Here is a 26,051-nt window from a genome sequence, read left to right as displayed (position 1 = left end):
CTCAGCTTTCGTAATCAGCATTAATATGCACATATTCATGCGTCAGATCATCGGTCCACACCGTCGCCTCCGCATCACCCGCATGAAGGTCGACATCGATGCCGACCTCACGCGGCGTCATGTCGACTTCACTGCGATCGCGTCCAGGCTTGCCTCCGTCGCAAATACGCACACCGTTCACGTCGACGGTCACATCGTTCGGATCGTAAGGGGCAACGGTCTCGTCAACGGTGCCCAGCGAGCTGACGATGCGCCCCCAATTCGGATCGTTTCCGGAAATGGCGCACTTGAGCAGATTCGAAGCGGCGATGGCACGGCCGCAAGCCAATGCGGCGGCTTCGGTGGTGGCACCTGTAACAGTGATGCGCACGTCATGGCTCGAGCCTTCGCCGTCACCGATAATCTGACGTGCGAGGCTGGCGCAGGCCTTCTGCACAAACGCATTGAATTCGTCAGGGTCCGGTTCCACTCCGGAGGCACCGGAAGCCATCAGCAGCACAGTGTCATTGGTGGACATGCAGCCGTCCACATCGATTCGGTTGAACGACATTTCCGTGCCGTTGGCCAAAGCGGCCTGAATCTGGCCGGCGCTCACCACGGCATCCGTAGTGATGACGCACAACATGGTGGCCAACTGCGGGGCGATCATGCCGGACCCCTTCACCATACCGCCGATACGGTAGCCATTGCCTTCAAGAGCAACCGTCTTCGGCTTGGTGTCCGTGGTCATAATGGCGTAAGACGCATCGACACCGGCCTGTTCACCGTCGCTCAGCGCATCATATGCGGCTTTCGCTCCTGCCAGCACATTGTCAAGCGGCAGCAACTCGCCGATCAGACCTGTGGAGCACACGGCAACCGACTGCTCGTCGACGCCCAGCAGACCGGCCACGGCCTGGGCCGTTGCTTCAGACTGCGCGTAACCCGCACGGCCGGTACATGCATTGGCACCGCCGGAATTCAAAATAACAGCCTTGGCATGGCCGTCGGCCACCGCCTTACGGCTCCACTGCACAGGAGCCGCGCAAAAACGATTGGAAGTGAACACTCCGGCGACCACGTCAAGAGGACCATTATTGACGACCAGCGCCAAATCCTTCTTGTCTTCAACGGCGGAAATGCCGGCGGCAACACCAGCAGCCGAGAATCCTTGTGCAAACGTTACGCTCACGGCGCCACTCCAATCTTCGTCAATCCCGCATCTTCGGGAAGTCCCAACGCAATATTCAACGACTGCACTGCCTGGCCTGCCGTGCCACGGTTCAGATTGTCGATTGCGGCGAACGCCAGCAGACGGCCGGCCTTGTGGTCCACGACCACCTGCAGATGTGCCGCATTCGATCCGATGATATTGGCTGTCGCAGGCAGCGTTCCGGCAGGAAGCACGACCATGAAGTCCTGGCCTGCGTATGCCTTTTCCCATACCGAATGAATATCCTCATCGCTCATCGCCAAGGCCTTGTCGGTCATCTTGGCAGACACGCAAGCAAGGATGCCACGGGCCATAGGAGCCAGAATCGGAGTGAAGCCCATCGTGAAACGTGAAGCTTCAGCGGCTTCAAGACCTGCCGCATGAGCGAAATTCTGCAGGATTTCCGGAATATGGCGATGCGTGCCGCCGACCGAATACGGCACAGCGGAGCCAAGCGCCTCCGCAGCCAGCAGGTTGGCGCGTTTCAGATTCTTGCCCGCACCCGAATATCCGACAACCAGATCGGCCACGATATCGGTCGGTTCGATCAGTCCCTCGGCCACCGCCGGCTGCATCGCCAGCGTCGTTGCCGTGACATTGCATCCCGGCCCGGCAATGCGCTTGGCGCCGGGCAAAGCCTCACGCTGACGAATGTATTCGCCGTCGGCGTTCTTCCCGACGATAAGCTCCGGCATGCCGTACGTCCAATGCGGATAGAAGTCGCCGCCATAGAATTCGTCCCACGCGGACTGTTCTTCCAAGCGATGGTCTGCGCCAAGATCCACCACGATGGCGTCGTCGTCCAATTGCGCGGCCAAAGCGCCGGATGCACCGTGCGGCAATGCCAAGATAATAACGTCGTGTCCGTTCAGCGTTTCCGCAGTAGTGTCTTCCACCACCATATCGGCGAGCTGCGGAATATGCGGCATATGCTTGCCCAGCTTCTCCCCCACTGAGGAATGGCCTGCCACGCAGGTCACCTCGAAGTCTGGATGGGCGGCGAGTATGCGGAGCGCTTCTCCCCCCGCATACCCGGTCGCACCTGCCACGGCTACCGTGTATTTGGCCATCTCATGCCTCTTCCTGATTTCGGCGCATGACCATCATGCGCTTCAAGAACCATTTGAAGTATACATGATATGCAATACATTGCATAACTATGCAATGTCAAAAATGGACATAAGCATCACACAGGCCTGAGCAGCGGCAGACCTATGCATATGGCGTTACGTCTATTCAGCTATGCGCTGATTGACGAATCCGACGGGGTTCCGCCTTGCAGAGTCTGCACCGTATCGAACACCAGATCCGATGTGGATACGCCGTTCACCATCATCCAGATGATCGCGATGGTGTACAGGATGTTGATGATGATTGCCGCAATGGCCAATCCGCGGCCTTTCATATGAAAAACCTTGATGCGCCACAGCGATACCGCACCGAACAATGCCGGCAATACGGGAACAGGCAGGAACAGCGCAAAGATGAATGACAAAATCCCGTAGGAATCCCAGTGTCCATACATCGGATTTTGTGCGGGGTCGTCAAGATCGATGGGACCTTGCGGGCCGAAGACGACCGGTCCGTTCGCAGGATTGTGCGGCTGCTGGCGCTGTGACGGCTGAGCACCGTAAGACGGCTGGCCATACGGTTGTTGACCGTACGGATTCTGCGGACCGTTCTGACCGACATACGGACCGCCATATGGCTGACCGTACGCCCCACCTTGAGGTTGAGCATACTGCGGCATAGCCGGATTATTGTTCGGTTGTTCGCTGGTCGTCGAAGTCTGGGGCTCTTCGGGCCGACCATACTTGTACGGATCATATCCGACAGGATACTGGCTTGACCGTGCGCCATATTCCAAGGTGTCGTGCTGTCCATATTCCGGCATTGTCGGCTGAGGCGTACCGGTCCGCCCACCCTGTTCGGAATTGAAACGAGCCGGAGCGGCATCAGCTCCTTGCTCGGTTTGCTGCGAGGCGTTCTGCTGATACTGCTTCGGCTCATTCATAATATTTTTCCTTATCAGTCGAGTTGACCGGCGTCAGGCGCGCAGCTGCGCGTTAAGACGTTCGGCCGCTTGGTCGACGATGCGCTGGCGAATCGCTTCGCTGTCTTCTCCGGACAGCGTCTTATCCGGCGAACGGAAGGTGACGGCGAAGGCAAGGGACTTCAGCCCTTCTCCAAGCTGCTCACCGGTGAACACATCGAACAATTCGATGCTTTCAAGGGCATCGCCCGCGGCGTCCACGATTACCTGCTGCAGCTCCTGAGCGGTGACGCCATCGGTGACGGTGAACGCCAGATCCTGCTTGACGGGCGGGAAGGTGGAAATCGGACGGGCCTGAACCGGTTTGCCGGACAGGGTGGCGAACAGTGCGGTCAGATTCAGTTCGAAAGCGGCGCTGTGTGCGGGGAAGCCCAATGCTTCATTGACGTGCGGATGCAGTTCGCCAACCATGCCGACGAACACGCCCGCCGCCATAACACGGGCCGCGCGTCCCGGATGCCACTGCGCCGGAACATCTTCGGCAGCAGGCTGGTCAAGCTCGATGTCCGCACCCAAACGTTCGGCCACACGACGAACTGCTTCGACGGCGTCGCTCCAGTCAACGGCACGACGCTCACCCATCCAGCCGCTGTCAACGGCATTGCCGGTCAGGATGCCCGCAACATGCAGCGGCTGTTCCGGAAGACCCGCGTCCAGCGCGGCGAGCTGTTCGTCGGTCGGACGCACGCCGCCCGGCAATGCCGGAATGGCCGGGGATTCAGGATCCCACAGATAGACGTGGCCAAGCTCGTACAGCGACACGTTTTCCATACCGCGGCGCAGGTTGCGCTGCACGGTCTGCGCCAAAGTCGGCAGAATGGAACGACGCAGGAACGGACGGTCGCCGGCCAACGGATTGGCGATTTCCACGCTGACACGCTTCGTGGCTTCCGGATCATACGCAAAATTGCGATAATCCTCGTCACCGACGAACGGATAGCTCAGCGTTTCCACCAAACCGTATTCAGCCAACTCGTCGGCGACACGACGCTTGCGCAGCTGATCGGGGGTCAAACCGACCATGCCTTCGGTCGGAGCGGCCGGCACGGTGGTCGGGATCTCGTCGTAGCCAACCAGACGAGCCACTTCTTCGACCAAGTCGCACGGCTCGTTCAGGTCAGGACGCCACGTCGGCGCCGTGACGGAGAACTCACCGTTGCCGCCACCGGCCACAGAGCAGCCGATATCCGTCAGAATCTCGTTGATACGGTTCAGATCCGTATCAAGACCCGCAACGCGAGCCACTTCGCTGCCTTTGAAATGAATCGGACGACGAGCCACGGTGTTGTTCACATCGGTCGGCGTGAAGGAAGGCTCGCCGTTGCCGTACTTGACCAGCAGGTCAGCAGCCATTTGTGCGGCCGCCGGCTGCAGCTGATTGTCAACGCCACGCTCGAAACGACGGGACGCTTCGGACGGAATCTTGTGACGACGTGCGGAACGTGCGATGGAAACCTGATCGAAATGCGCGGATTCAAGCAGAATGTTACGTGTTTCTGCAGTGACTTCGCCGTACAGGCCGCCCATGACACCGGCGATACCGATGACGCGGGAGCCTCGCTCACCGTTCGGGGAATCAGTGATCAGCAGATCTTCGACGTTCAGCTCATGATTCTTGCCGTCCAACGTGGTCAGCGTCTCGCCCTCGTGGGCACGACGGACCACGATCGGACCTTCGATCTTGTCGAGATCATAGGCATGCATCGGCTGGCCGAGATCCATCATCACGTAATTGGTCACATCAACGGCCAGAGACAGCGAACGCATGCCGGCACGGATCAGACGGCGGCGCATCCAATTCGGGGTCTTCGCCGACGGGTCGAAGCCACGCACTGCACGCGCATAGTAGCGATCGCAGCCGATGACGCCATGAATCGGATTGTCGTCTTCGATGATCACTTCGATATCGCCCTGAGCGCCGGCCGCGCTTTCGATGACCGGAGCTTTCTCATTTAGTCCGGGCACCGGGTCGGTGAATGCGGCGCCGGTCGAATGATGGTATTCACGGCACACACCACGGTAGGAGAACGCATAGCCGCGGTCCGGAGTGATGTTGATTTCCAGCAGCGGCTCATCCAAATGCAGCAGGTGCATGGCATCCTGACCCGGTTTCAGCGCAACGTATTCCTCCGGGGTGAAGCCGTATTCACGCAGCAGGATGATGCCGTCATGGCTGTCACCCAAGCCCAGTTCACGTTCGGAAGCGCACATGCCATTGGAGATGTGACCGTAGGTCTTGCGCGGTTCGATCTTGAAATCGCCCGGCAACACGGCGCCCGGCAAGGTCACGACGACCTTCTCACCGGCGGCCATGTTCGGCGCGCCGCAGATGATGCCGCGAGGCACCTTATTGCCGTTTTCGTCGACCTCATTGTATTCGTCGCCGACATCGACATGGCACCAGTTGATGATCTTGCCGTTCTTCTGCGGTTCCGGCGTGGCGTCGACGACGTAGCCGACGACGATCGGACCGGTCACCTGGGAGGTGTGGATCTCTTCCTCCTCGAGGCCGACCTTCACCAAATCCTTGGCAAGCTGTTCATAAGTCAGGCCTTCAGGAACCTCGACATGGTCCTTGAGCCAGTCAATATCTACCATTGGCATGGGTCAATCACTCCCCCATCACAAACTGTTCGCTGAATCGCACGTCGCCTTCGACCAGGTCGTGCATGTCGTTGATGTCATGGCGCAGCAGCAGCGTGCGTTCCACCCCGACACCGAATGCGAAGCCGGTGTACACTTCCGGGTCAAGGCCGGCGGACTTCAGCACATTCGGGTTGACCATGCCGCAGCCGCCCCATTCGATCCAACCAGGACCGCCCTTCTTGTCGGGGAACCACAGGTCGAGCTCGGCGCTCGGCTCGGTGAACGGGAAGTAGCTGGGGCGCAGACGGCTCTTGGCTTCCGGACCGAACATGGCGACGGCAAGCTTGTCGAGCACACCCTTCAAATCGGCCATGGTCAGATGCTTGTCGACCGCAAGCGCCTCGACCTGATGGAACACCGGCGTATGGGTGGCATCAAGTTCATCGGTGCGGAACACTCGACCCGGACATGCGATATACAGCGGCACGCCGCGGGTGATCAACGCACGCACCTGATCGGACGAGGTCTGGGTACGCACCACCATGTTGGAGCCGACAAAGCCCGCAGCATCCTTGGCCTGATTGCCCTTGACGTAGAAGGTATCCTGCATCTGGCGTGCCGGATGGTCGGGGCCGAAGTTCAACGCATCGAAGTTGTACCATTCGGTTTCCACTTCGGGACCGTCGGAAATCTGCCAGCCCATCGAAATGAAGAAGTCTTCGACGTTTTCCATCACCTTGGACAGCGGATGGCGTGCACCAAGCGGCTTGCGGCGAACCGGAAGCGTCATGTCAACGGTTTCGGCGGCCAATGCGCGCGCTTCTTCCGCTTCCTTGACCTGCGCTTCCTTGGTGCCGTATGCACGACCGAAATCGGCACGCAGCTTGCCCATAAGCTTTCCGACTTCCTTCTTGAGGTCGGGGGCGAGCGCGCCGATGGCCTTGCTGGCCTGCGTCATCGCGGAATCCGCGCCGGCGTATTGCGTTTTAATGGCTTTCAATTCCTCCATGCTGGAGGCGTTTTCGATTTTCGCGATGCCTTCAGCGACCGCAGCGGTCACTGCTTCGGCGTCGAATACCGTACCTTCTGCCACGAGATACCTTTCCTGTTTCCGTTTGGCTGACGCGTGAAATCGCGTAATTCCAACGTTTACCGGTTTCACATTCTCCCAATATGACTAGACATGGCCATGCTGAGCAGCATGATAGCCGCGCTGGTGCCAAGGTTAAGTGATTCGGCTTTGCCATAAATCGGAATGGAGACGATTCGATTGGTTTTGTCCAAGATTTCGGCAGGCAGACCGCGCGCCTCATTGCCAAAGAGCACAATGCGTCCTTTGCGCAGCGCCTCATCGTCGGCCAGCACGTCAGGCAGGCTTTCCGGCTGGCGTGTTTCCGTGCCGTATACGTCGGCGGCGTAAACGTCGCACTGGCGGTTTTTGGCCCAGGCGAAGAATTCGTCCGTATCCATGCTGATAACAGGCAAATGGAACAGGGAGCCCGCGGTGGAGCGGATGACCTTGGGATTCAGGACGTCGACGCAGTCGTCCACGAAAACGACGGCGTCGCAGCCGGCGGCATCCGCCGATCGAATGACGGTGCCTGCATTGCCGGGGTCTCGCACCTGCCAGAATGCGGCGACGCTGATTGCCTGCTCATCATCACGGTCGGAAGTGATGTCGGAAGTCTCGTCGCTCATATCACGACGCAGTGTTTCGATGTCGCCGACGGCGACGACACCTTGCGCATCAGTGCTGATTTTCGCGATGACGTCGGCGGTGGCCTTATGCACATAGATGCCGGATTGCATGGCCTTGCCGGCGAGCTGCGCGACGACGGCGTTGATGAATGGGGCGTCATCGGAACGGTCGGCGACGGCGACATACAGATCGCTTACGATATCAGGATGCCACGTGAGGGCTTCGCGCACTGATTGCGGCCCTTCGATGAGGAAACGTCCGGAGCGTTCGCGCGCCTTGCGTGATGCAAGATCCGCCGCACGCCGAATGCGTTCGGCCTTCGGATTGGCTAAGACTGTCGATTGGATAGGCATAAGTCAGTAGCCTAACACCGCCCGGTCGTCATCGGCCCAATGCACAACGGTCTTCAAGAAAGTTTCCAGTTTCATATCGGGATTCTTTGAGGGCATTCCTCCACAAGCTTCAGACTCGCATTCTTATCATCAACATGGATAGGGGCCGCGCCGCTTCGATCATGGCCCGAATATCCGAACTGTTCAACACGTATCTTTTCCATATGAGGGGCCACACATATGTTCGTCATCAGCAATGCCTTGCGGAGCGTTATACGCGACAAAGGACGCAACATACTGATCATCATCATCGCCATCATCGCGACCGCAGCGACCATCGGTCTCGCCATCCGACAGGCCGCGCAGACCGCACGGGACACCGGTTTGGAGAATACGACGATCAGCGCGCAGATCAGTTTGGACCGCAGCGCTCTGATCGGTCAGTCGCGAGACCAAAACACAGGCGACGCTGGGACGAAGGATACAGCCCCGGATTTCGATGCCATGCGCAGTGCGTTAAGCGACAAAGAACTTACACTCAGTGATTACGAAATGTATGCGAAGGCATCCGACGCCGTAGAGTCCACGTATTACACGGAAACCACGGCATTGAATGGCACGGATTCCTTCCAGCCCGTTTCCGATTCCTCTTCGTCATCGTCAAGCGGTTCTTCCGACGCTGACACCGGCGACACGGATCAGCAGAACATGCCGGAAGGCATGCCGTCCGGCGGCATGAGCGGCGGCGCAGGCGGTGCATGATGATGACCTCCGGCGATTTTTCGTTGGTCGGCTTCTCTTCCGACGAAGCGGTGGCCAATGCGTCCAATGGCAGCTTCTCCATGGATTCCGGCGAAGTGCTCACCTATGACGACGCCGACGCGGGCAATGTCATCATCACGTCGACGCTCGCCGATTTCAACGGCCTTTCCGTCGGCGACACCATCGACGTGAAATCCGTCAGCGACGATGCGGACACGTATCAGCTCACCGTCGTCGGCATCTACGAGAACGACACCGAATCGAACGCCACGATGAGCGGACCCATGGCATCCACCTCCTCCGATCCGGCCAACGCAATTTACACATCCATTGCAACCCTTACGAAACTGGGATTGGATGCCGACGACACCATCACGACGACGGATGGCAACGGCAACGAAACGACCGGCGCCGCGGCGCAACTTTCCTACACCTATGTGTTCGCCGACAAGGATTCCTATGAGGCCTTCGCCGACGATGTGAAGGCCGCCGGACTTGACGATTCATACACTGTATCCTCAGCCGATATTGAAGCGTATGAATCCAGCCTTGTTCCGCTCGATAATCTTTCGCAATTCGCATTGACGCTGTTGCTTATCGTTTTGGCGGTCGGCGCTGTCGTACTGGTTGTGATCACCTTGTTCAACGTTCGCGAGCGCAAGTATGAGGTCGGCGTGTTGACCGCCATCGGTGTGCGTAAGGCCAAGGTCGCGGCGCAATTCACGATTGAGCTGCTGACGGTTACGGTTATCGGCTTGATTGTGGGCGCGATCATCGGCGCGGCGGCATCCGTGCCGGTATCGAATCAGCTGCTTGCCGCTCAGGTGGAGCAACAGCAGACGCAGCAGACCGATCAGATGGCGCAGTTCGGTCGTGAGATGCAGCAGCCTGGTGGCGGCGAAGCTTCTTCGGTGAATGCGACCGTCAATTTGGGGGTTGTCGGGCAATTGCTGCTGATTGGTTTGGCGTTGACGCTGGTTGCGGCATTGGTGGCGATTATTTTCGTCATGCGATATGAACCGCTGCAGATTCTCGCCGACCGGTCCTGAACGGTGAACGACATACGATCATTCGTTTCAGATTCAGATTGAGTTTCAGATATATCAATGAAGGACGTATCATGACAGCTTCCATCCAATCCGTTTCCGTTGGCGACGTGCAGAATTCGACCGCGAACCATGACAACGGCAATGCGATTTTGCAATTGCGTGATGTCAGCTACGCCTATACGAAAGGCGGCAAACGTGTTTTGCAGCATATCAATCACGATTTTCACTCGGGTGTCGTGCATGCGATTACCGGCCCGTCGGGCGCAGGCAAGACGACGCTGCTGTCGCTGATCAGCGGACTTACCACGCCCACCGAGGGGCAGGTGCTGTATGGCGGCGAGGATTTGTCGAAACGTAATCGCTATGACTATCGCAGCCACGATATCGGCGTGATTTTCCAAAGTTTCAACCTGCTGCCCGGCTTGACGGTCGCCGAAAACATCATTCTTTCTATGGATGCTTCCGGTAAGCATTTCGACCGCCCGAAGCGTGACATTGCGGCGGATATGCTGCCCAAGTGCATTTGCCGACTGAATATGCCAACGAACGCATTCTGCATTTGTCTGGCGGCGAGCAGCAGCGCGTCGCCATCGCGCGAGCCTTGAGCTACAACCCGTCGATCATTGTGGCGGATGAGCCTACCGGCAATCTTGATTTGGCCACGCAGGACGACATCATGAGTATTTTCCGTGATTTGGCGCACCGACAGAATCGCTGCGTCATCATCGTCACGCACAGTCCTGAAGTGGCGGCGGCATCCGATGAAGTGTTCGAATTGGCGCCGCTGCACAGGCATCGTCAATAATCGGCATTCAATATAATCTGCGCATTGACGCCTCATATCAATGCGACGCCAATGCACGTGCGGGGCGGCCACACATAAATTGTGGCCGCCCCGCACGTGCGTACCGATCTGAATCCCCCTACCACATCAGCATTGAGTAAATCATGCGCCAAATGGTGCGAAAGTCCCCCAATATACGGCACACAGCAATGCAACAACAGGTATTGCAAGGCATCCTGCAAGGAACAGCCAATCACGCTGCCCGACCACGCTGATGCGCGCATGCGAGCGCGGGCCGGTGCCGCCGAATCCGCGGGCTTCCATTGCCGTGGCCAATGTCGTCGAACGACGGATCGACAGCACCAGCAGTGCGAAAACCTGTGGGAAGAACGCCTTGATTTTGCTGTCGTCGCCAAGGCCACGTGAACGTCGTGAGGCGGTCAGGGCCGTCCAATCGTCTTGAAGCACGCTGAACAGTCGCATGCCGGCGAGTCCGCCGTAGACGAAGCGGTCAGGCAGACGCAGCACCTGGCTGAACGAATCGGCCAAATCGGTGGCGTCCAATCCCAACATCATGATGATGGCCGGTATGCCAATGGCAAGAATACGAAGTCCCGTGGCAAGCGCCAATTGTGCGGAACGGTCGGTAATCAGGATCAATCCCCACTGCCACCACACGTCACCGCCGGATTTACCGTACAGCAGCACCGCCAATGCGGAGCTGGGCGCGCCGATGAACACCGGCCATGTGGAGCGTAGTATGCGCCACGGGGTGAATCGCAACGCCATAAGCAATACCAGTTCGATTGCCAACGCCACCGATGCGGATACGACGTCAAGGCTGAGCAGCATTGGCAGCGATACCATGAATGCGCCGATCAGGCGGAACGATGGATTGATGGAAGCCAGTAACGGCGAACGGCTGGCGGCTTTAGGGTCTTCCTTACGTTCGTTGACGGAACTGACCGACAATGCCATGCTATTTGCCGTCTCGTCCATGGTCGCTTCGGCACGGGCATGCTCGTCATGCCATTCGGCTGCGGCCTGTTCCGGCAGCAGTTCGACGACTCGTGCGCCCAACGCCGTGACCAGATCTCGATCATGGGTGACGACGACGATGCTGACGCCATCGCTGCGAAGACTGTGGATCAGACGCACGATCTGCATCCAGGTGCGGCGGTCCTGACCGAAGGTCGGCTCATCCAAAATCAATACGCGCGGGGCCGCCGCCAAAGCGGAAGCCACGGTAAGGCGACGCTTTTCGCCGCCGGACAGCGTGTACGGATTCGTATTGGCATACTGGCTTAAGCGGAAACGCTTCAGCAGTTCCGTGGCTCGGTCGCGCGCTTCCTGCTCCCCCACGCCTGCGCGCAGGGGACCCAGCATCACTTCGTCCATAACGCTTCCGCATGCGAATTGATGCTCCGGGTTCTGGAATACGTAGGAGATACGGGAGGCCAGCTGCGTCGACTTCCAATTGATTGGCTCGTCGCCATCCGCGCCGATCGACAGCGACGCACCGGCATGCACATGACCGGCGACAGGCTCCAGCAAACCGGCAAGAGTCAACGACAATGTGGATTTTCCGGCGCCGTTCGCACCCACCAATGCGGTTATCTGGCCGGGATGAAAATCAAGATTGATATGTTCGGCAATGGCCTGCCCGTTGCGCCCTATGGATAGGCCGTCGACACTTAACACGGATTTGCCCGTACCTGTGGCCGGCGAATATTCGGGCTCGTCATCCGTACGAATGCGCGTGATGTCGTCTTCAGAACGACGGTAACGGTCCGGCACCCAGATGCCAAGTTCGGCGAAGTCCAAGGACGAATCATTGAACACTTCATCCGGCGTGCCGTCCGCCACGACCACGGTGCGTTGGAATCCGCTGCGGTCGACTTCCTCCTCGTCGCCTTCTTGGGATACGCGCGCGGTCTGCTGGTTTTCGGTCTGCAAGCCCAATACGATAACGCGGTCGATCATACCGATCCACGGACCCGCACGATGCTCGACCAACACCATCGTCGAATGCTGACGTTCAAGCACGTCACGCACCGCGCCCACCACCTGGTCGACGCCTTGCGGGTCAAGATTCGCGGTCGGCTCATCCAACAGCAGCACGCCTGGACGCATGGCAAGCGCTCCGGCCAAGGCCAGACGCTGCATCTGGCCACCGCTTAGATGCATGACGGAACGATGAAGCTGCACGCCGTGAAGTCCGACCGCGTTCATCGAATCGTCCACACGACGCCAAATCTCTTCGCGTTCGACATTGAGATTTTCCGGACCGAACGCCACGTTATCGCCCAAACGTTGGAAAATCGCCTGAGCATCCGGATCTTGCAACACCAAACCGACGCGTCCACGAGCCTGATGCACGTCGACGCCGTCCACCAGCACGCGACCTTCGGTGACGCCACCGTCAGCATCGATCAATGTTTGCGTGCCTTGTGAAGAGACGGTGGCCTGCTCGGCGTATTCCGCAGTGCCAAGCAGGCCGGCCGCACCGGCAAGAATGGTTGATTTTCCAATGCCTGAAGCTCCTAATAACAGCACGCGCTGCCCAGCTTCAATGGTGAGGTTCAGACCACGTACCGAAAACTGTTTTCGTGAAGCGTGTCGGTAGCCCCAATTCTTGAAACTCAAGGTTGCGTTATCAGACATTATTCCCCTTCAATCCTTTGCTTGCCGGTATGCCGCGTAATCAATCGAATAAACAGGGCTGAAATATCAGCGTTCGCGAATTTCCCGTCCGGATGCGAAAGCGTCAAGCGCGCCGGTTTTGGCGATGCCGATATACAGATACCACATCAGCAGACCGGCGAATACAGCGCCCGAAGCGATTGTGGTCAGCAGATACACGACGCCATAGCTGCCGGTCAGGTCGATGGCCTGCAGGTTGGTGAAGAAGGAGTACCCCCAGCATCCGATGCCGGACACTGCGCCGGAAAGCACGATCACCGGCAGATTCCACTTCTTGTACAGGAAGGCGAGCAATACGATTTCAGCGAACAGGCCCTGAATAAGTGCGATCATGAACGTTCCTGCGCCGCCCCACTGGTTGCCCAGCAACGCTTCCAACACGCCTGCGACCACTTCGGCGTATACCGCCGCGCCCGGCTTGCGTACGATAACCGCGGCCAAGGGGCCGGCGAACAGCCACATACCGTTGAATACGCCCGCCAGACCGGGAACGATCAGTTCCAAAGCGCTCCATGGTGCGGTGGTGATAATCGCCCACAGCCAATAGATCAGCGCCGAAGCCACACCGATCACGGATGCCACGGCGATATCCACAACGCGCCACTTCATGGAAATTTGTGCAGACATAATGCCTAGTGCCTTTCGTTTCGGTTCACAGGCATCGCACCCGTGAACATCTTCATTGAAGGCACGGGAAAAGAGAGACGTCCGTGCGCCAGCATTATCTGGTTTCACGTTCAATCGGTCGAGGTTTCCCTCATCTCAGCCGCATTCCGATCAGCATTCGGCATGCAGCCCCCGTGTCCATCCCAGCACTATAAAAAGGCCCTATGACATGTTGAGGGCGGCCGATTATTCGGCCGCCCTCAACATGTCATAGGGGAATCCGAAGCGCGGAATGCGAAACTACTTGGCAAGCTTGGCCAGCAGCAGGGCCTCGGTGACGATGTTCTTCTTCAGTCCCGGCAGGCTCAACGACTCGTTCGGGCTGTGCGCGTTCGCCTTCGGATCTTCCGGACCGGTGACCAGTACCTGCGCGTCCGGGAAGATGCGCTGCAGTTCCGGAATGAACGGGATGGAACCGCCTTCGCCCTTGTTGATCGGGGCGACGCCGAATGCTTCCTCCATGGCTTCAAGCGCGTCCTTCGTGGCTTCCGCGCTCGGGTCCATGGCCCAGCCCATGCCGTTCTCGCCCGGCTCGACGCTCACTTCGGCGCCGAACGGCGCATGTTCGATCAGGAACTTGGTCAACGCGGCCTGAGCCTCTTCCGGGCGCTGGTTCGGAGCGGTGCGCAGCGACAGGCGGAACGCGGTCTCCGGACTGACCACGTTGAAGGAGCCTTCCACCGGCTGAGCGTCGAATCCGATGACGGTGACGGAAGGCTTGGTCCACAGGCGTGCGGCCAAGGAACCGGTGCCGGCCAGACGATAGCCGTCGACGATGCCCGCGTCGGCACGTACGGTTGCCTCGTCCAGGTCCTGCTGCAAGCCACCGATCGGCTCTTCCGCGGCGACGCCCGGAACGGCCAGATCGCCGTTCTCGTCATACATGGAGGCGATCAGCATGGCCGCCAGCGTGTTCGCGTCGAGGATCGGACCGCCGTACTGGCCGGAATGCACCGGATGATGTAGCACTTTGACGTGAACATCGACACAGGTGTTGCCGCGCAATGACGTGGTCAGGCTCGGAATTTCCGGGGCCCAGTTGCCCGAATCGGCGACGATGATCACGTCGGAATCGAATTCGTCGCGATGTTCTTCGATGAACGGGATGAAGCTCGGCGAGCCCATTTCCTCCTCGCCCTCGATGAACACCTTGATGTTGACGCCCAAGTCGTCGCCCAACGCCTTCAAAGCGCCGGAGTGAATGGCGATGCCGCCGCCATCGTCGGCGGCGCCACGACCATAGAGACGGGTGTCGATTTCGGTGCCAACGAACGGGTCGGTGTTCCATTCGGCCGGATCCGGAACCGGCTGCACGTCATGATGCGCATACAGCAATACGGTCGGAGCGTTCGAATCGACGATCTTAGAGCCGATCACTTCCCAGGCGCCCGGGGTACCATCCTCATTGCGGGCCTGCGCGACGGTGGCGTCCACGCCGACCTTGCGCAGCTCTTCCGCCACGAATTCCGCGGAACGCTTCATATGCTCGCCGGTGATGCCGTGCGCGGAAATCGACTGCATCGCGATCTTGCGGTTGAGCAGGTCTACGATACGGTTCCAATCTTCCTCGACACGGGAGCGGATCTCGTCGGTAGTCACGACTGCCATATCTCTCCTTTTAACCATGTGACATCCAAATAGCGGTCACAAGCAAATACGTGTATCAACAAGCCATTGTACGGCCTATCGCCATACGCGGCAGGCCTTTGAGCGTCGCATTGACCGTCGTATGAACCGGTCATGAAGCGTCTAGGCATCACCGTACCCTCTATGGCATGAATCTGTTTAAGAAGGAAGACAAGGCACAGGAGCCCATCGAACAGGCGACCTCGCAAGCCTCCGGCAAGGGACACCCCACCCCGAAGCGCAAGCAGGCTCAGGAAGCCGGACTGCGTCCGCTGGTGCCTAAAGACCGTCAAGCCAGCGCGAAGGCGGCCAAGCAGCGTCGCCGCGAACGGGAAAACGCTGAATACGACGCAATGCAGCGTGGCGATATTTCCCACATGCCCAAGGCGGAACGTTTGCCGTGGCGTATCTATATTCGCGATTACGTCGATGCACGTTTCAACATCGCCGAATTCTTCCTTCCCGTCGCCTTCGTCATTATGATCTGCGCGATGATTACGATGACGATTGCGCCAGGAATCGGCATGATCATGACGCTTCTCCTGTACGTTTATCTGATCGTGGCCGTGATCGACGTGTTCGTCATGTGGCACAAGCTCAAGAAGAAGCTGATCGAAAAGTTCGGCGAGAAGGCCGTTGCCAAGGGCATGCGCTCCGGTTCCTATGCATGGAGCCGCGCCATTCAGCTGCGTCGTTGGCGTCTGCCGAAGCCTCGCGACCCCAAGCGTGGCCACTGGCCGGAGTGATCCACAGCACGTGTATCACGTGTGTCACACATCTCTTACATCCAAGGAGCGCCGTCAGCGAAATGCCGACGGCGCTCCTTTTCGTATCATGGACTCATCCAAATCGTCATGACGGTACTGTTATGACGAAACAAGAGCCAGCAGACCCCCAAACCTTCATATCAGCACTGATATGACAGTTCGGGAGACGGCCTGCGCTGTATTATGGGGACAGCTTAATCAACGGCGAGGAGGCGAATATGCAGCAACAATTCGACATCGCAATCATCGGAGCAGGGCCTGGCGGCTATTCCACGGCATTACGCGCCGCCGAACTGGGCAAAAGCGTGGCCCTGATTGAGCGCGACGCCACACTGGGCGGCACCTGCCTTAATCGCGGCTGCATTCCGTCGAAGGCCCTGATCACGGCAACGCATGCCGCCGATATCATCCGATACAGCGACACATTCGGCATCGAAGCCTCCATCACATCCATCGATTTCGGCAAATTGCGCGACTATCGCGTCGGCGTCGTCTTGACCATGACCAAAGGCCTCGCCTCACTTGTTTCCGCACGCGGCATCTGCGTTTTCCGTGGAAACGCCGCCCTCGACGCGCAACACGTCATCCATGTGACGCCTTCCGAAGGTAACGACGAAGTCTACCGATTCGACAAACCGGAAAAGCCGCAATCGCTCGGCGAGACCGTCGACATCATCGCCGATGACATCATCCTCGCAACAGGTTCAAGACCACGCCCGATTCCTGGCGAACCGTTCCGCGGCGCAATCATCGACTCCACGCAAGCGTTGGAAGCGGATACCTTCCCCGACAGCGCTGTCATCATCGGCGCAGGTGCCATCGCCGTTGAATTCGCGTCCATGTGGAATGCCGCAGGCTGCGAAGTGACATTGCTGATTCGCAAAGACCGCGTGCTGTCCGGCTGGGATCGCCGCACGGGCGTCGCGTTGACGCGCGAATTGAAAAAGAAAGGCGTCAATATCGTTACGAATACTCGTATCACGTCGATTGACACCGGCGATAATCTTGGCGTCACCGTGCATTACACGCGCGAAGGCGAAAACGGTGAATCCAGCGTGACCGGCGTCGTCGCGCTCGCCGCGATCGGACGCGATCCGAATACAGACGCCGCATGGTTCGACGAAGCGAATATCGAACGCGACGTGCACGGACTGGTGCCGACGGACGCCTATGGCCGTACCAATATCGATCACGTGTGGGCGCTTGGCGATATCACGCCCGGACCGGCGCTGGCGCATCGCGCATTCGAGCAAGGCATCGTCATCGCCGAAACCATCGCGGGACTCGCCCCTCGCCCTGTCGACAACAACACCGTTCCAGGCATCGTATTCAGCACACCGGAAGCTGCCACGGTCGGACTGACGATCGATCAGGCAAAGGCACGTGGAAACATCATCAACGCAAAGGAAACGGTGTATCCGATGCTATCGAACGCACGCATCATGATGAGCGGCACCGGCGGCTCGATGTCGGTGGTCAGCGGGGAAAAAACAGACCGTCCAGGCATACCTGTGGTACTTGGCGTGCATACCGTCGCGCCGACCGCAAGCGATCTAATCGCCGAAGCGCAACAAGTCGTCGGCAATGCGATTCCTCTTGCCGATGCGGCCCGTCTGATTCACGCACACCCCACCTTCGGAGAAACTTTCGGAGAAGCGCTACTTAAAGCGGACGGACGCCCGCTGCATACGAGATAACGACAAACGGCACAATAAAGCCGGTATTGCTGATAGACTAGCGCTCAGTGTGTTTAACCGCGTCAATCAAGTGAGGAAGCATGGCAGAGAAGGAAGAGAAACCGAAGAAGCAGCGTCTCATCAAGCAGATCATTCAGGTCTACAAGTACACGCACGAATCGGATAAGCAGCTGCCTTGGCTGCTGGCCGTCGCAGGCTTCGTCCCGATTGTCGTGGGCATTGTTTTGGGCATTGTGTTCCACTGGTCGTGGTTCACCTGGATTCTCACAATGATCACTTTCATTCTGATCGGCGCGTTGCTGGCAACAATTACGTTGACAAATCGCGCAGACAAGGTCGGCTATGCCAAGCTTGAAGGCCGCCCGGGCGCCGCCGTCAGCGTATTGGGCAATATCAGCAAAGCCGGCTATACCTTCCCGCAGGAACCGGTCTGGGTCGATCCGAAAACTAAGGACGTCATCTGGCGTGGCACCGGCTTCAACGGCATCTATCTGCTTGGCGAAGGCGATTATGGCCGACTCGCCCATGCAATGGATCGTCAGGAACAGCGTATCAAGGGCGTGACCGCAGGCTCCTCCATTCCGATCTACCGCATTTATGTCGGCACCGGCGACAAGCAGGTGCGTCTGCAGAAGCTTCGCAAGACCGTGCTCAAGTGCAAGTCGTATGAGCCCACTCATCACAAGAACAGGATCATGGCCACCATTCATCCCAAGCAACGTTTCCTGCTGACCAAGATGGAACTCGACACGCTGAACGGCCGCCTGCGCACGTTGCAAAACAAGAACGGCTTGGGCATTCCGAAGGGCATCGACCCGAATCGTCCGCAGAAAATCAGCCGTCGTGCCATGCGTGGACGTTAAAAAAAACTCAGCATACGGGCGCGGCATCAATCGTATGAACAATGATTTAACGCCTGTAAAACCTTGAAAAAGCCCCTTTTCGGGGCTTTTTTCGTACTCGCAACACCTGTGTTACCAATATCACGAAACATTCTCGTAACCCAAACCGCGAATGGGCGAAACGCATTTCTCTACACTTGAAGCTCGTAAGTTACTTTCTTCATGGAAATCACATGGAAAGGAGCGGTCCCGTGACTGCACTGGAAACCAAGGCCGATGCCGAGGCCCTCATCAACAAGGAAGGCGTGGAATACGTCTCCGTTCAATTCACCGATCTGATCGGCGTGCAGCAGCACTTCAACGTGCCGGCCAGCGAATTCCTGAAGGACGCCTTCGATGACGGCATGGCTTTCGACGGTTCCTCCGTGGAAGGCTTCCAGGCCATCAACGAGTCCGATATGAAGCTCATCCCGGACGTCACCACCGCCTACATCGACCCGTTCCGCAAGCACAAGACCTTGAACGTCTCCTTCTCCGTCGTCGACCCGCTGACCGATGAGCCGTATTCACGCGATCCGCGCCAGGTCGCGGCCAAGGCCGAGGCCTATCTGAAGTCCACCGGCATCGCCGACACCGCCTACTTCGCTCCGGAAGCTGAGTTCTTCCTGTTCGACAAGGTCCGTTTCGAAAACTCCATGCAGCGTTCCTTCTACGAGGTCGATTCCATCGAAGCCCCGTGGAACTCCGGCCGTGACGTCGAAGATGACGGCACCGCGAACATCGGCTTCAAGAACCGTGTCAAGCGCGGCTACTTCCCGTTACCGCCGCTCGACCACACCCAGGACCTGCGCGACGACATGGTCGCCAATCTGCAGAAGGTCGGCCTGGTACTCGAACGCGCGCACCATGAGGTCGGCGCCGCGGGCCAGGAAGAGATCAACTACCGCTTCAACTCCCTGCAGCATGCAGGCGACGATCTGATGAAGTACAAGTACGTCGTCCATGAGACCGCCGCTCAGGCCGGCAAGGCCGCGACCTTCATGCCGAAGCCGATCGCGGGCGACAACGGCACCGGCATGCACTGCCATCAGTCCCTGTGGAAGGACGGCAAGCCGCTGTTCTTCGATGAGAAGAACTACGGCGGCCTGTCCGACACGGCACGCTGGTACATCGGCGGTCTGATCAAGCACTCCTCCTCCGTGCTGGCCTTCACCAACCCGTCGCTGAACTCCTACCATCGTCTGGTTCCGGGCTTCGAAGCCCCGGTCAACCTGGTGTATTCGGCCCGTAATCGTTCCGCAGCAATCCGCATCCCGCTGGCCGGCACCTCCCCGGCCGCCAAGCGCATCGAATTCCGCGCTCCGGACCCGTCCTGCAACCCGTTCCTGGCATTCTCCGCTCAGCTGATGGCCGGCCTGGACGGCATCCTGAACCACATCGAACCTCCGGCACCGATCGACAAGGATCTTTACGAGCTGCCGCCGGAAGAGCATGCCGGTATCAAGCAAGTCCCGAGCTCCCTGGCCGAGGCCATGGACGCGCTGGAAGCCGATCACGACTTCCTGACCGCCGGCGACGTGTTCACCGATGACCTGATCGAGACCTGGATCGGTCTTAAGCGCGGCGAGATCGACCAGGCCCGTCTGTGCCCGACCCCGCTGGAATACGAGTTGTATTTCCACATCTGACCTATAAGGCTGTTTTTCCTTGAAATTAAGCCATTTTTAACTTCAAGGGTAGCCAAACGGTAGCCGAAGGTATGCAAGAAGACCCCGGATTTTTCCGGGGTCTTCTTGCGTTTCAGCACCAATCGGATGGCAGAGCCTTTACATATTCATCGAGGTCCGTCCGGCGAATGCGAATCGTGGAAGTATCGGCATAGCAGCACGGCAAAAGTCCTGCCTTGATTTGCGCTCGAATCACCTTGGCTGGAATACCCGACAATGCCGCCGCTTGCGGAACAGTCAAGGTGAGCAGGTCGCGCAACGGTACATCGTACATCACAGGACCTCACCGCCCTTCCAATCCCGGAAAAACGGCCTGCTTGTATACGACGTCCCGCACGCTCAATACGTCATTGATTGATTCAACCATCTGTGATGCGGAAGAGCCCAGAGGGATAGCGACTCCCCTAGTTACCAACCGACGCAAAGACTGTGGCAGCGCCGCTGCCGTAACAATAACGACCCTAGACCAAGACGCCCAGCAACTACGCCCGTACCCCTGAGCCACCTGCAACGGAGCACCCGAAGCGACACGAAACGCGGCCTGTATACTGGAGTCAGACCAAACGCTGGAAATCAACAGAACGGTATCCGTATCCGCAGTCACATGCGGCTGAGCAGCTAACGTCATATCCCACTCGCCCCACCGGAAACCGCACTCGTCCAGACAATTACGGACAACCCACTCCAAGATTTCCGGCTTGAATGACAATCTATCCGACGTCCGCTCGCAGGTAACCAGTAGCACATCCACGTCACGCTTATGCGGACGCTTTGACGCATGCACAGACAGCAGACGTTCCAAGGGCATGGCAAAATCCTTGGCATACATGCTCAAGGTGGGATCGCTCCAAATATCGTCCATGGTTTTGCCGGATTTGACGGCCTCCATCAACGCCGACCAGCGTAAGTCGCGCTTGGACAGGCTATCCGCATCTATATCACGCTCATCTTTGCGTGGATTGGCCATCAGCGGTTCACCGTCGTAGACAGGCTGCACCACCGTTTCGCCTTTCCCGGCGAAACGACCTCGTTTATTGAGGTAATCGTCAAGGTCCTGCACCGTGCCTTTGGCAACCTCGATATCGGCAGTCGGCCACAGGCGACAAACGGTTTCCGCCTTCCCGCCATTCCGCCCGGTAAAAGACAGCACGATATGAATATGGTCGGTATGTTCCTCTGAACCCCGCTCATAGCACACACCGACACCGCGCGACTTTCGAAGTTCGCCCTTCTTGTTTCTTACGCAGTGGTCAACCGCCCATTGCACGATTTCCTCCGGTGTCTTCCCTGCGCATTCTGCAAGATTTTTTTGCGGATTGTTTTGCGTGATGAACCATGCATGGACGCCTTGTCCCGGACGCAAGCCATTGCGGCGTTCGACGGCCTTCACTATCTTCGCCAAAGAAGACTCCGCGCCCATTGAGGCGCCTGCATCCAATACATTCCCCGGAAGCGTGGCACCCGCTTTCTCGGCATCGTTCGTTCCATTTGTTGTAGTCTCCGTATCGGTCGCATCGCCTGCAACAATCATGTCGGCCATGGCCGTATCCTTCCTGCGGCCCGCACATGCCCATCCTTTGACAGGCGACCTCTGTGCTGTCCGCAGCAGGCCCTATGCGTCCAAGTTGACGCGCCCTGAAAAATCAAGGAAAATGCATCATTTTTTGTTCGTCATTTTTTGAATGACACGGGAATGTAGGTATAAAGCCAATTTCAGAGTAATTTCAGAGTAAAAACGGAAAAATGCTGGAATGCGGGGTAATATCCGGTCCGCCAAGGCGGACCGCCCGCATTCCCACCTAATCAGATACGCCCACGCAGAACAGCGGAAGAGAGAGGGGCGGAAGCCTTCGATTGTACGGTTGTCAAAGAGGCCGTCAACGTGCCCACGCCTACGGTCGCGGCTAATGCCGCGAGTCCGCTTACGCGGACCGTGTTCACGCTGACGGCCTCTTTGACAGCCTACGGAACGTTGCCCGTTCCGCCCCCTCCTCCTTCAAATCCCTCTTTGCCCTATCGGGCCGCGACTACGATTCGTCACTTCCACCGAGTAGAGAATCGATCACCGATTCAGGCAGATGATCGAATTGGACGTACTCCAATCCCCCACCATCGGACGTGCCCACGGCCAGTCCTTTAGCCGCGAAAGGGATATCGACCGGAGACGGCCCATCGTCGGGAATAACGCCCAAGGCCGCGCGAGCCATGTCTGACGTCGACACGCGGAAACAGTAACGTTTAGCCATTTCATCACGCAAGCTCGAAGGCATGGCATCAATCGTCGGCTTTTGCGTCGCGCAAACGACCGCGACACAGGCGGACCTACCCTTCTTGATTATGTCCGTGAGCAGCCTGACGAATTCGGCCTGCAATTCCTTCGATTCCTTAGAGACCGCCCCCGTATAGGACTGCACCTCATCAATCACCATCACGACAAGCTTCAAATCACTCCGCCCATAAACATGCCATCCATTGCTGTCCCCATATCTTTGCCGATTCGTTTGCAACCGTTCCTTCATGAGAGCGTGAATTGACCGCAGCATGTCCAGCGATTCGGCGAAACCATCGTCATTGCTCCATCGTTTGCAAACAGGTTGAGCCCATTTAAGATCTTCGCCACCCTTACCGTCCAACACATACACGTCAGCCAAATCAGGCCGAGCGATCAGAGCGGACAAGATGATATTGACAGCATTCGTTTTGCCCATGCCCGGCTGCCCCGCGAGAAGAATTCCGGCGACGCCAGAAAAATCCAGCCAAGCATCACCAGACAGAACACGTCCGACACGGATAGATACGTGACCACCGTCCGCATCGATACGCCCCAAAGCTTCAGGCAATTCATCCAATACACGAGGAACGCGCAGCGAATCCAACCGTGGCACGTCATACAAACGGATAATCCATCCGGTACTCCCAGTACGCTCGATTTCATAATCCATCGCATGCCAATAAGACAGTGATTCCCGTACGGCTTTACGCACCCGTTCATCGGTCACACCGTATGCATCGAGGTCAAGAATCTCCACCTGATCGGGCCATTCATACACCTCATAGTTCACAGGGACAGCATCAGCTGAATCGTGCACCAAACCGGATTCACGCAGCCATTTGTTGCCTCGACGTCGAGCCTTCCTCTTCCGATAACGCAGCAAATCACCCCAGACCGGCAGTACCCACCGTGCGACAGTACGAGCCGACCCATCAGAAGAACATAATGCAAACGCGAGCAAAGCCAACAAGCAGCCAGCAAGTAGCAGCAAAGACCGCCAACTGGCATCCGCGAGCCCGACAATAAAACCAGCAACCAGCAACCATATGACGGTAATCGCGCATGCAATCACACAACGCGCAACAGCAGACAGCAAAGAATGAGAAGAATCATTGCGACGCATAATAAAATCCTTCAAAGAATGGGGACGAACAAAACGCCCGTCCCCTGTGTTTAACGAACCCTTTATAAAGCAGCCTCATCAATCGAATCGGCGCGGAAGGTCAGCCCAGAACGCCCATTGTCCAGGTGATAATCAGACGCCACAAGGTTCACAAAAGCAACAGAATCATCCTGAACAAGCGGAGGCTCCGCAGGAGACGGAATCGTGATGTTCACGAATTCCGAGCGACCAACCGGCGGCCGCCGAAGCACACGAACAACCCACAACGGCATACCGGTTTGACGATCACGCCGCTGCGTTCCATCAGCGGAAACCTTCGCCTGCACAGATTCAACGCGCAAAGCGCCGAAACGGGCTACATCTACGGGAACAGAAGCCATAATGGCCACCAACCTTTCATGAGGGAGCTTGGGCCAATCCCAAACTGCTAATCCGTCCCTATGCAACGGCGCACGCGCAAAAAAAACGAGAAACCAATCAGACAAATAAAAAAAGCGGCGCGTCTTACGACGCGCCGCTACACAAAGCGAACGGACTAATCCGTCATTTCACGGTATCGCCTGAACAGTACCTCCAACCGTTCATCTTCCGAACGACAAGGATTGGAAGCGCCAAAAGCGACGTCCACGACCTTGTCCAACGCTTCATGGGCCTTACGCAAATCGACCGGCATGTAGTCGGGGTCGTACAGGTCGGCTAATGATTGGCCGGGATGATTCGCGCGGGCTGACAACACAGCTTTTCCTGCTTCAATGATTTTGGTGCGCATGGCATCATCCACGGCAGGAAGCGGAAGCATATTCCAAACGACCGTGTTCGAGAAACCCGGATCACTTTTCAGCCTTCCTCCAACAGCTTTTTGCCATGCCATAAACATTGCAGACTCGATGACAGCGAAATTAAAACCGTCAGGATCGATACAGGTGTAAATCTTATTTCCCGCAATGATGTCAGGTCTATACCAATCACACGTCGTATATTCTCTTTTTCCGCTAAAGAAAGCGGGTATCGCAAGATAATGATTTTCAGGCTGATGATTCTCCCCAAGGCTCTGTCACAACAAATGGTTGATTTTTGACGAAATAGTAAGAAACAGTACCACCGAAGGAGGTAATTGGATATGCCTACTATCAAAGACGCATTAGATATTATCGGTAAGTTGACTGTCGCAGAGCAGGAAAGCCTTAAAACAATGCTTTTAAGTCCTGCCTTTGTAAAGTCTTTGAATATTGAAGATTTCGTAGCAAAGGAACGCTTTGCAAATGGTCGTGTATGCCCTCTTTGTGGCTGTATCCATGTGGTTCGCAATGGTCATCGTAAAGATGGCACACAGCGATATGTATGTAAGGATTGTGGCAAGTCCTTCGTGATTGCTACGAACTCCATTGTGTCTGGTACAAGAAAAGACTTGTCCGTGTGGGAGCAGTACATTGATTGTATGATGAATGGCTTATCCATTCGTAAGACTGCTGTTGCTTGTGGGATTCACAGAAACACCGCATTCCTTTGGAGACACAAGATTTTGGATGCACTTCAGAATATGGCAGACGATGTTACCCTTGACGGCATTATTGAGGCTGACGAAACTTTTTTCGCCATCTCGTACAAGGGCAATCATAGCAAGAGTAAGACATTTGCTATGCCACGCAAGGCTCATAAGCGTGGTCATTCTACACATATCAGAGGCTTGTCCCAAGAAAAGGTATGTGTTCCTTGTGCGGTTAATAGGAATGGCTTGTCTATCTCCAAGATTACGAATACTGGTAGAGTTTCTACAAGAGATTTACATCATATTTATGATGGTAGGATTAAGACCAATTCCACTCTTGTTACGGACAAGATGAACTCCTATGTGAGATTTACAAATGCCAATGGCATTGACCTTGTGCAGTTAAAGACTGGCAAAGCCAAGAAAGGCATTTATAATATCCAACATATCAATAGCTACCATAGCCAGCTAAAGAGGTTTATGCGTGGCTTTAACGGTGTTTCTACCAAGTATCTGAACAACTATCTTGTGTGGAATAACCTTGTAAATTACGCCAAAGAAAGCGACATGGAGAAAAGGAACATCTTCTTAACTTTTGTTTTGGCAACATTGAAAACTGCTAAATGCAGAGATTTATCAAACAGACCAGCAGTTCCTCTGGTCGCCTAATTAGAATTTGTGG

General features: G+C 56.9%; 21 protein-coding genes and 2 pseudogenes. 8 read left to right on the top strand and 15 right to left on the bottom strand.

Annotated elements, in window-relative coordinates:
- Position 1: 1 nt before the first annotated feature.
- The 6 genes from argJ to AC1AWD_RS02655 all read right to left on the bottom strand — a co-directional run bounded on the left by argJ (position 2) and on the right by AC1AWD_RS02655 (position 7,883).
- Positions 2 to 1,171: a bifunctional glutamate N-acetyltransferase/amino-acid acetyltransferase ArgJ gene (gene argJ / locus AC1AWD_RS02680; RefSeq protein ID WP_476563493.1), complete on the bottom strand. Its 1,170-nt coding sequence runs from the start codon at positions 1,169 to 1,171 to the stop codon at positions 2 to 4.
- On the bottom strand, positions 1,168 to 2,262 hold the full coding sequence (gene argC, locus AC1AWD_RS02675; protein ID WP_476563492.1) for an N-acetyl-gamma-glutamyl-phosphate reductase: 1,095 nt from the start codon (positions 2,260 to 2,262) through the stop codon (positions 1,168 to 1,170). The genes argJ and argC overlap by 4 nt, the downstream gene beginning before the upstream one ends.
- A 170-nt stretch (positions 2,263 to 2,432) precedes the next feature.
- Positions 2,433 to 3,086: a hypothetical protein gene (locus tag AC1AWD_RS02670; protein WP_476564554.1), complete on the bottom strand. Its 654-nt coding sequence runs from the start codon at positions 3,084 to 3,086 to the stop codon at positions 2,433 to 2,435.
- Positions 3,087 to 3,239: 153 nt separating this feature from the next.
- A complete protein-coding gene (pheT, locus tag AC1AWD_RS02665; protein ID WP_476563491.1) occupies positions 3,240 to 5,849 on the bottom strand; it encodes a phenylalanine--tRNA ligase subunit beta in 2,610 nt (869 codons plus the stop codon).
- Positions 5,850 to 5,856: 7 nt separating this feature from the next.
- Positions 5,857 to 6,924: a phenylalanine--tRNA ligase subunit alpha gene (pheS, locus tag AC1AWD_RS02660; RefSeq protein ID WP_476563490.1), complete on the bottom strand. Its 1,068-nt coding sequence runs from the start codon at positions 6,922 to 6,924 to the stop codon at positions 5,857 to 5,859.
- 65 nt (positions 6,925 to 6,989) lie between these two features.
- Positions 6,990 to 7,883, bottom strand: coding sequence for a TrmH family RNA methyltransferase (locus AC1AWD_RS02655; protein ID WP_476563489.1), 894 nt, complete (start codon positions 7,881 to 7,883; stop codon positions 6,990 to 6,992).
- A 219-nt stretch (positions 7,884 to 8,102) separates the two neighbouring features.
- On the opposite strand from AC1AWD_RS02655, the gene AC1AWD_RS02650 reads away from it, so the two are divergent.
- The 3 genes and pseudogenes from AC1AWD_RS02650 (at position 8,103) to AC1AWD_RS02640 (ending at position 10,478) form a co-directional block, all read left to right on the top strand.
- The gene (locus AC1AWD_RS02650; protein ID WP_476563488.1) at positions 8,103 to 8,624 is read left to right on the top strand and encodes a hypothetical protein; all 522 of its coding nucleotides are present in this window, start codon (positions 8,103 to 8,105) and stop codon (positions 8,622 to 8,624) included.
- Positions 8,621 to 9,673: an ABC transporter permease gene (locus AC1AWD_RS02645; RefSeq protein ID WP_476563487.1), complete on the top strand. Its 1,053-nt coding sequence runs from the start codon at positions 8,621 to 8,623 to the stop codon at positions 9,671 to 9,673. Before AC1AWD_RS02650 ends, AC1AWD_RS02645 begins: the two co-directional genes overlap by 4 nt.
- Positions 9,674 to 9,780: 107 nt before the next feature.
- Positions 9,781 to 10,478 (top strand): annotated as a pseudogene (locus AC1AWD_RS02640) (ABC transporter ATP-binding protein).
- A gap of 141 nt (positions 10,479 to 10,619) precedes the next feature.
- Here the strand turns inward: AC1AWD_RS02640 and AC1AWD_RS02635 are convergent.
- From AC1AWD_RS02635 to AC1AWD_RS02625, 3 genes are all read right to left on the bottom strand, one after another.
- Positions 10,620 to 13,121, bottom strand: a complete 2,502-nt coding sequence (locus AC1AWD_RS02635) for an ATP-binding cassette domain-containing protein (RefSeq protein ID WP_476563486.1) — start codon at positions 13,119 to 13,121, stop codon at positions 10,620 to 10,622.
- 66 nt (positions 13,122 to 13,187) lie between these two features.
- Entirely contained in the window at positions 13,188 to 13,787 is a 600-nt protein-coding gene (locus tag AC1AWD_RS02630; RefSeq protein WP_476563485.1) for an ECF transporter S component, read from the bottom strand.
- 279 nt (positions 13,788 to 14,066) lie between these two features.
- On the bottom strand, positions 14,067 to 15,434 hold the full coding sequence (locus AC1AWD_RS02625; protein WP_476563484.1) for a M20/M25/M40 family metallo-hydrolase: 1,368 nt from the start codon (positions 15,432 to 15,434) through the stop codon (positions 14,067 to 14,069).
- A 167-nt stretch (positions 15,435 to 15,601) separates the two neighbouring features.
- On the opposite strand from AC1AWD_RS02625, the gene AC1AWD_RS02620 reads away from it, so the two are divergent.
- The 4 genes from AC1AWD_RS02620 to glnA all read left to right on the top strand — a co-directional run bounded on the left by AC1AWD_RS02620 (position 15,602) and on the right by glnA (position 20,446).
- Entirely contained in the window at positions 15,602 to 16,198 is a 597-nt protein-coding gene (locus AC1AWD_RS02620) for a DUF3043 domain-containing protein (RefSeq protein WP_476563483.1), read from the top strand.
- Between the two features lie 239 nt (positions 16,199 to 16,437).
- Positions 16,438 to 17,916 carry a dihydrolipoyl dehydrogenase family protein gene (locus AC1AWD_RS02615; RefSeq protein WP_476563482.1) on the top strand — a complete coding sequence of 493 codons (1,479 nt, stop codon included), beginning with the start codon at positions 16,438 to 16,440 and terminating at the stop codon, positions 17,914 to 17,916.
- A gap of 80 nt (positions 17,917 to 17,996) precedes the next feature.
- Complete coding sequence (locus AC1AWD_RS02610; protein ID WP_476563481.1) at positions 17,997 to 18,779, top strand: DUF4191 domain-containing protein; 783 nt, start codon at positions 17,997 to 17,999, stop codon at positions 18,777 to 18,779.
- Between the two features lie 230 nt (positions 18,780 to 19,009).
- Positions 19,010 to 20,446, top strand: coding sequence for a type I glutamate--ammonia ligase (gene glnA / locus AC1AWD_RS02605; RefSeq protein ID WP_476563480.1), 1,437 nt, complete (start codon positions 19,010 to 19,012; stop codon positions 20,444 to 20,446).
- A gap of 112 nt (positions 20,447 to 20,558) precedes the next feature.
- Here the strand turns inward: glnA and AC1AWD_RS02600 are convergent, their stop codons facing one another.
- The 6 genes and pseudogenes from AC1AWD_RS02600 to AC1AWD_RS02575 all read right to left on the bottom strand — a co-directional run.
- On the bottom strand, positions 20,559 to 20,759 hold the full coding sequence (locus AC1AWD_RS02600) for a helix-turn-helix domain-containing protein (protein WP_476563479.1): 201 nt from the start codon (positions 20,757 to 20,759) through the stop codon (positions 20,559 to 20,561).
- A gap of 9 nt (positions 20,760 to 20,768) precedes the next feature.
- Positions 20,769 to 22,025, bottom strand: coding sequence for a hypothetical protein (locus AC1AWD_RS02595; RefSeq protein ID WP_476563478.1), 1,257 nt, complete (start codon positions 22,023 to 22,025; stop codon positions 20,769 to 20,771).
- 487 nt (positions 22,026 to 22,512) lie between these two features.
- Entirely contained in the window at positions 22,513 to 23,880 is a 1,368-nt protein-coding gene (locus AC1AWD_RS02590; RefSeq protein WP_476563477.1) for an AAA family ATPase, read from the bottom strand.
- 62 nt (positions 23,881 to 23,942) lie between these two features.
- Complete coding sequence (locus AC1AWD_RS02585; protein ID WP_476563476.1) at positions 23,943 to 24,365, bottom strand: hypothetical protein; 423 nt, start codon at positions 24,363 to 24,365, stop codon at positions 23,943 to 23,945.
- A gap of 50 nt (positions 24,366 to 24,415) precedes the next feature.
- Entirely contained in the window at positions 24,416 to 24,649 is a 234-nt protein-coding gene (locus tag AC1AWD_RS02580; protein ID WP_476563475.1) for a type IIL restriction-modification enzyme MmeI, read from the bottom strand.
- Between the two features lie 24 nt (positions 24,650 to 24,673).
- Positions 24,674 to 24,901: pseudogene (locus AC1AWD_RS02575) on the bottom strand (type IIL restriction-modification enzyme MmeI); the annotation flags it as partial.
- A 99-nt stretch (positions 24,902 to 25,000) separates the two neighbouring features.
- Between AC1AWD_RS02575 and AC1AWD_RS02570 the strand changes: the two are divergent.
- Positions 25,001 to 26,038, top strand: a complete 1,038-nt coding sequence (locus AC1AWD_RS02570) for an IS1595-like element ISSag10 family transposase (protein ID WP_002837184.1) — start codon at positions 25,001 to 25,003, stop codon at positions 26,036 to 26,038.
- Positions 26,039 to 26,051 lie beyond the last annotated feature (13 nt).

The sequence above is a fragment of the Bifidobacterium sp. LH_512 genome, from assembly GCF_056356435.1.
Note: the sequence above shows the minus strand (reverse complement) of the source record. Positions and strands in the feature narration are given on the sequence as shown.